This is a genomic window from Frankia sp. KB5, assembly GCF_002099325.1.
GTDB lineage: Bacteria > Actinomycetota > Actinomycetes > Frankiales > Frankiaceae > Frankia > Frankia casuarinae.
The window spans coordinates 1-6,403 of record NZ_MRUJ01000316.1 but is presented as its reverse complement, the minus strand read 5'-3'; the positions used below and the strand labels follow the sequence as shown (position 1 = coordinate 6,403).

At 66.1% G+C, this 6,403-nt stretch carries 7 protein-coding genes; all 7 read left to right on the top strand.

Going from position 1 to position 6,403, the window contains the following annotated elements; all coding sequences use genetic code 11:
- Nucleotides 1–984, top strand: a 984-nt coding sequence (locus KBI5_RS23355; protein WP_085016485.1) for a cytochrome P450, incomplete at its 5' end; no start/stop codon positions are given.
- 5 nt (nt 985–989) lie between these two features.
- Nucleotides 990–1,454 carry an aspartate 1-decarboxylase gene (gene panD, locus KBI5_RS23350; protein ID WP_198537934.1) on the top strand — a complete coding sequence of 155 codons (465 nt, stop codon included), beginning with the start codon at nt 990–992 and terminating at the stop codon, nt 1,452–1,454.
- The gene (locus KBI5_RS23345; RefSeq protein ID WP_085016482.1) at nt 1,451–2,410 is read left to right on the top strand and encodes a class I SAM-dependent methyltransferase; all 960 of its coding nucleotides are present in this window, start codon (nt 1,451–1,453) and stop codon (nt 2,408–2,410) included. The genes panD and KBI5_RS23345 overlap by 4 nt, the downstream gene beginning before the upstream one ends.
- A gap of 56 nt (nt 2,411–2,466) precedes the next feature.
- Nucleotides 2,467–3,816 carry an acyltransferase domain-containing protein gene (locus KBI5_RS23340; protein ID WP_198537927.1) on the top strand — a complete coding sequence of 450 codons (1,350 nt, stop codon included), beginning with the start codon at nt 2,467–2,469 and terminating at the stop codon, nt 3,814–3,816.
- A gap of 62 nt (nt 3,817–3,878) precedes the next feature.
- Nucleotides 3,879–4,508, top strand: coding sequence for a TetR/AcrR family transcriptional regulator (locus KBI5_RS23335; RefSeq protein ID WP_198537925.1), 630 nt, complete (start codon nt 3,879–3,881; stop codon nt 4,506–4,508).
- Nucleotides 4,508–4,852 carry a DUF6204 family protein gene (locus KBI5_RS23330; RefSeq protein ID WP_011435565.1) on the top strand — a complete coding sequence of 115 codons (345 nt, stop codon included), beginning with the start codon at nt 4,508–4,510 and terminating at the stop codon, nt 4,850–4,852. The genes KBI5_RS23335 and KBI5_RS23330 overlap by 1 nt, the downstream gene beginning before the upstream one ends.
- A gap of 27 nt (nt 4,853–4,879) precedes the next feature.
- Complete coding sequence (locus KBI5_RS23325; protein ID WP_085016480.1) at nt 4,880–6,295, top strand: MFS transporter; 1,416 nt, start codon at nt 4,880–4,882, stop codon at nt 6,293–6,295.
- Nucleotides 6,296–6,403 lie beyond the last annotated feature (108 nt).

Here is a 6,403-nt window from a genome sequence, read left to right as displayed (position 1 = left end):
TCGCCCATCCCGCTGCCGATGGCAGGCGAACGCACCGAGCCGGCGCCGGGCATGTTCACCGCGATGGATCCTCCGGAGCACACCCGCTACCGGCGGCATATCGTCGAGTGGTTCTCGACGCGTCGGACCAGGTCCCTGGAGCCGCGGGTGATCGAGATCGTCGACCAGCACCTGGACGCGATGATCGCCGGTGGCGGTCCGGCCGACCTGGTGTCGGCGTTCGCCGAACCGGTGTCCGCGCTGGTGATTTGCGAACTGCTGGGAGTGCCCGTCGAGCAGCGTGAGGTGTTCGGCGCGGCTATYGCAGCGTTGTTCACCGTTCACTCCAGCGCGGAGGAGGCCATCAGCGGCTGGCAGAACATCGGTGGACTGCTGATGGGTCTCATCCAGGCCAAGCGGGTCGCATCGGCGGACGACCTGCTGGGCACGCTGGTGGCCCGGGGTGAGCTCAGCGACGAGGAGCTGATGACGATCGGCAGTGTGCTGCTGGTCGCCGGGCACGACACCAGCACCAACATGATCGCGATGGGAACGTTCGCGCTGCTGGAACATCCCGAGCAGTATGCGGCGCTGGCCGCGGACCCGGGCCTGGCGCCCGGTGCTGTCGAGGAACTGCTTCGCTACCTGACGATCGTGCACGCCGGCTCGATCCGTGCGGTCTCCGCCGATCTGGAGTTCGACGGCCACCAGCTGACTGCGGGTGACGCGGTGTCGCTCTCCCTCGCCGCGGCCAATCGGGACCCCGCACTGTGCGACGCTCCCGACCGCCTCGACATCACGCGCGAGCCCGTGCCGCACCTGGCCTTCGGGCACGGCATCCACCAGTGCGTCGGACAGCAGCTATCCCGATTGGAGCTGCGCATCGCGTTCGAATCGTTGGCGCGCCGCCTGCCGAACCTTCACGTGGCGGTGCCGACCAGCGAGATCCGTACCCGCTCCGAAATGATTATCTACGGTGTGCGAGAGCTGCCGGTGACCTGGTGAGTGTAATGATCTACCGCGAGATGCTCAAATCCAAAATCCATCGTGCCGTCGTGCGACAGGCCGATCTTCACTATGTTGGTTCGATCACCATCGACGCCACCCTGATGGCGGCCGCCGGCCTGTGGCCGGGAGAAAAGGTCGACGTGCTGGACATCACCAACGGTGCGCGGCTCAGCACGTACGTCATCGAAGGTGAGGCGGACAGCGGGACCATCGGCATCAACGGCGCCGCCGCCCACCTGATCAGTCCAGGCGATCTGGTGATCATCGTCAGCTATGCGTTGATGGCCGAGGAGGACGCCCGCTCTTACCAGCCCAACGTCGTGTTCGTGAACGGCGACAACCAACTGGTGCGCGTGGGCACCGACCCGGCCGAGGCGTACGACGGCGTCGGTCTGGTGCGCGGTGACACCAACAGCCCCCAGCCCTCCCTTTCCGAGCAGGCCGGAGACCCGCGGAGAGCGCAGTGAACACTGCCGAGATCATGACCGCCTTCACCAGCGGTCTGGCCGACATCAATCTTGCTGAGCCTGACACGGCTCGCGGTGGTGAGAAGGCTGCGGAAAGAATGAAAGCGGCCAGCTCGACAATCTATGACATGGCCGCCACCCTCTCGGCGAAGGGGGACCTGTGGAACTGGGGGATGTATGACCCTGAGATCGTCGACGAGATCCGGGCTTGGTTGCCAGGGTTCGGTGAGTTCGGCACGGACGGCTTCAGTGAGCAATTGTACTTCCTGGCTCTGCGGGACCTGCCGATCGGTCTGGACGACTACGACGGTCGCACGGTGGTGGAAGTCGGCTGCGRCACCGGGGAAGGCCTGAACTTCCTTTCCCGTATCGCCCGTGGCGCACGGATGACCGGCCTGGACCTGTCGCCGCGAGCCATCGCCAGGGCTTCGGCGACCCTCGCGCGTGCGGACGTACTGGAGTTCGTGCACGGCGACGCCGAGAAACTGCCTTTCGTTGACGGCTCCGTGAACATACTCGTCAACATAGAGAGCTCGCACAACTATCCTGATCTCGGCAGATTCCTCCGGGAGGTGGAACGTGTGCTCAGCCCCGGCGGCATCCTCACCCACATTGACGTCTTCACGCGTCAGCGTTACGCGGCGATGCGCCGGATGGCCGCGGAGATCGACGGCCTGACCTGGGTCACCGACAACGACATCTCCGACCGGGTTCGCGCGGCGATCCGCCGCCGGATGGCGTCCGACAGCCATTTCCACGCCACGCTCGCGCGGCAGCGGATGAACCCGATGGCGCGCAGGATCGCGGCACACAGCCAGATCCTGATGTTCGGCGGCATGTTCGCGGGATATCAGCCGCCCGCCGTGATCAGGCTGCTGAGCAGGATCGGGATCGTGCCCTGGGTGAGCGGCCTGCCGATGGAGAGCTACCGCCACCAGGTAGCCGTCCGCCGGTGACCTCGATGATCGGGCCCGGACCAGGAGCGGGCGACGTGCGGCCTGATGGGGGAGACGTGGACACACGATTGTTCGCTGTCGCGGCAGACACCGAGGACAGACTGGCGGAACTCCTGCGCACGCACCTTGACCGAGTGCGTGCGCGGGCGGRCCTGCCGGCGCTGGCCTGGTACTGCCATGACGCCGCGGTGCGTACCGCCGGAGCGCGGCACCGCCTGACCTTCGTTGTCGATTCGTACGCTGATCTCGCTGAACAACTGGCCGCCGCCCTCGCGGGAGAAACCGACCGCATTCCTCCCGATGTGACGGCACGCCGGCCCGGCCTGGTGTTCGTCTTCGCCGGGCAGGGCGCCCAGTGGTACGGAATGGGCCGCGAGCTGCTGGTCGCTGAGCCGGCGTTCCGGGAGGCGCTCCTTCGCTGTGATCAGGAGGTTCGGCGTTTCGCCGAATTCTCGGTGGTCGAGCAGCTCGGGTTGGACCCGCCAGCGTCCCGGATGGACGAGATCGACGTGCTGCAGCCGACCATGGTGTCGTTGCAGATCGCCCTGACGGCTTTGTGGCGCAGTTGGGGGATCGTGCCGGATGCCGTGGTCGGCCACAGCATGGGGGAGATCGCGGCCGCGCATACCGCGGGCGCGCTGGGCCTCCGAGATGCGGTGATGATCGCCTGCCGGCGCAGTGCGCTGCTGCGCCGGATCTCCGGTAGGGGGGCGTTGGCCGCCACGGAGCTGTCCCCCGCCCAGGCGCATGCCGTCGCGGATGCCAGCGCCGGGCGCATCAGCGTCGCCGGCGAGAACAGCCCCCGGTCGACGGTGCTGGCCGGCGACGCGGCGTCACTCGCCAGGCTCGTCGATGATCTCACCCGGCGCGACGTCTACTGCCGCGTGATTACGGGAACCGTCGCCTCGCACAGCCACTACGTCGATGACCTGCGTGCGGATCTTGATCTGGCGTTACGGTCGCTGGCACCGGGACCTACGAGGATCGTGATGTACTCGACCGTGACCGGCGAGCCCGTGCCAGGAACGAGCCTCGCCTCACAGTACTGGATGCGTAACCTGCGCGAGCCGGTCCGTTTCGCCGCCGCGGTCGAGCGGCTCGGTGACACCGGCCATGAGGTGTTTGTGGAGGTGAGCGCGCATCCTGTCCTGTTGAGCCCGGTGCGGCAGACGCTGGCGCACGCCGGACGGCCGGCGCATCTGCTGGCATCCGGTCGGCGGCAGGCGGAACGGCGCTCGGTCCTGGCGTCGCTCGGCATGTTGTACGGCTGCGGGCGGGAGCCGCGGTGGGCGGCGTTCGCCCTGTCGGAACCCGGAGCCACGCTCACCCCTTACCAGGCGGCCGTGCTCGGCGCGGTCCGCCTGACCCGGCCCGCCTCCCAGCTGGAGACGAGCCCGGCACTCTGATAGGCTCTTGTATCTGGATGCACCTCTGTATCTAGAAGGAGCCTGTCATCGCGACCAGACGGTTGTCCCGAGAGGAGAGTCGGGAGCTGACCCGCGAGAAGCTGCTGCGCTCGGCGGCGGAGCTGTTCGCCGAGYGTGGCCTTGCCGGCACATCGGTCGAACAGATTGTCGAGCGTGCCGGTTTCACGCGAGGCGCCTTCTACGGCAACTTCGACGGCAAGCACGAGCTTGTGCTCGCCCTGCTGGAGAAGCGCACAGAGCGTGAGCTGGAGGAGCTGCGGGCGCTGGGCCGTGACGCCGGCTCGTTCGAGGGCATGGTCGAGCAGTTCCGGGCCTGGCATCGTGAGCGTGACCGTCACCTCGCGAGCTGGCTTGTGCTGCGCACCGAGCTGTGGCTCTACGGCCTGCGCAACCCGGGCGTCCTGCCGACGCTGACCGACCGGGAGGCGCGGACGCGGACGATCATCGCGGAGGCGCTCGCCCGCGACTTCACGTCTCGTGACGCGTCCCCACCTGCTCCGGTCGAGGTGCTCGCGTTGATAGTGCACGCGCTTGACGACGGCCTGGCGATCCAACGGGTCCTGTCGCCCGAGAGCAGCCCGGACGACGCGGCAGTCGACGCGGTGGACTTGTTACTGCGGTCGTGGGTCGCGTTGGGTCGCGAAATAGCTGCGGAGAAAGGGAACGACTGATGCCCGAGCACGTCTACCGGGTGCTGGTACGCGGACGGTTTGACAAACTTGACCCCCCGGCGCGGGAGAAGCTTCGCCGGAACGCCGACCAGCAGGATGTGCTCAACGCGTCGTTCACCGAAGAAGGAACGCTCGTCTACAACGAGTCCATCGTCGCCTTCACATTCCGCCTGGTCGTTCGAGTCGAGTTCGACGACAAGGCGGAGCAGCGGGCGCAGGATGCCGCCGAAGAACGGCTGATGGCAAGGTTCGACGAGATCGGCTGCGGCTATCGCGACCTCCGATTCGGAGTGACGGACATGGACAGTATGAAGATCAACCGGCCAGCGCGGGAGCGGCGCTGAGGCGGAATTCCGCAGAACAGGTAGATCATGGTCGATACTGAGCGGACCACCTGGCCGTCCGAGCCGGTACTGCAGGTGGCCCAGCCCGCACCCGACCCGAGGCGTTGGTGGGCTCTCGCGGTCCTGCTCGTCGCCACGTTCATGGACCTGCTTGACAACAACATCGTCACGGTGGCTATTCCGAACATCCAGCAGCATCTCGGGGCGTCGCCAACGTCCATCCAGTGGATGAACGCGGGCTATACTCTCGCCTTCGCTGTGATGCTGATAACCGGAGGTCGACTGGGAGATATTTTCGGTCGCAAGCGAATGTTCTTGACCGGTGTCGCCGGGTTTATGGCGGCGTCCGGAATGTGCGCGATTGCGCAGAGTCCGGAATTCCTCGTCGGCGCCCGGGTGGTCCAGGGGGGCGCTGCGGCCGTCATGGTGCCGCAGGTACTGGCGATCATCCACGTCAGCTTTGCTCGGGAAGAAGTCGGCAAGGTCGTCAGCCTATACGCGGGCATCGTGGGCCTGGCGATCGTCGCGGGACCGCTCGTCGGTGGTCTTCTGCTCCAGTGGAACCCGTTCGGCCTCGAATGGCGCAGCATTTTTGCGGTCAACCTCCCCGTCGGCGCGGTAGCGTTGGTGGCAGCGTCGGCGTGGATGCGGGAATCCAGGTCCCCGAATGCTCGCCGGCCCGACGGGATAGGGAWGATCCTCGTCGCCGTAGGGCTGCTGCTCGTGCTTTTTCCGCTTGTGCAGGGGCGCGAGCTGGGCTGGCCGATGTGGAGCATTGTCGCCATGGTAATCGCTGTCCCAGTGTTCGCGCTGTTCCTACGGTATGAACGGGAAAAGGTGCGCCGTGACGATTCGCCACTGTTGGCGCTGAACCTCTTCAAAACTGGCAGCTTTTCTGTCGGCGTCGGCACGCAACTGTTGTTCAGCTGCGTGCCGGCTGGATTCTTCATCACCTGGACGGTTTATCTGCAGGGTGGTCTAGGCTGGTCGGCACTGCATACCGGTCTGACCACGATTCCATTCTCCGTCGCTGTTCCCGTGGCTGGCGGACTCGCGGTACGCTACATTTTTCCGAAGTATGGCCGTCGCTGCCTCATGGTGGGAGTGGCGGTGATGACGTCGGGTGTTCTTTCCTACGTGTGGACGGCGYATCACTTCGCCACCACCGTGACAGCATGGCATGCTGCCCCGTCTCTGCTGCTGATCGGTTCGGGCATGGGCCTGCTGGTCGCGCCACTGACCGGGATGATCCTGATCGATGTGCCGCCGCACGAAGCCGGCGCGGCCTCCGGAATCATCAACGCGACCGGCCAGCTTGGCGCGGCAGTGGGCGTCGCGCTGATCGGTGGGCTGTTCTTCTCCCAGGGCCTCGRCAAGTTTGCTGGTAAGCAGACTTTCGGCGTTGTGTGGGRCTTCCAGTGGKGTTGCGTAGCGCRCTTCTGACGCGAGGCCGGGGGCGTCATGGGTGCGGGCACGGCTCCTGGAGATCATGGAGGTTCCTACACCGTCATGATCGTCTCGAGGTGCCATGCCCGCCGCACCAGTATTACC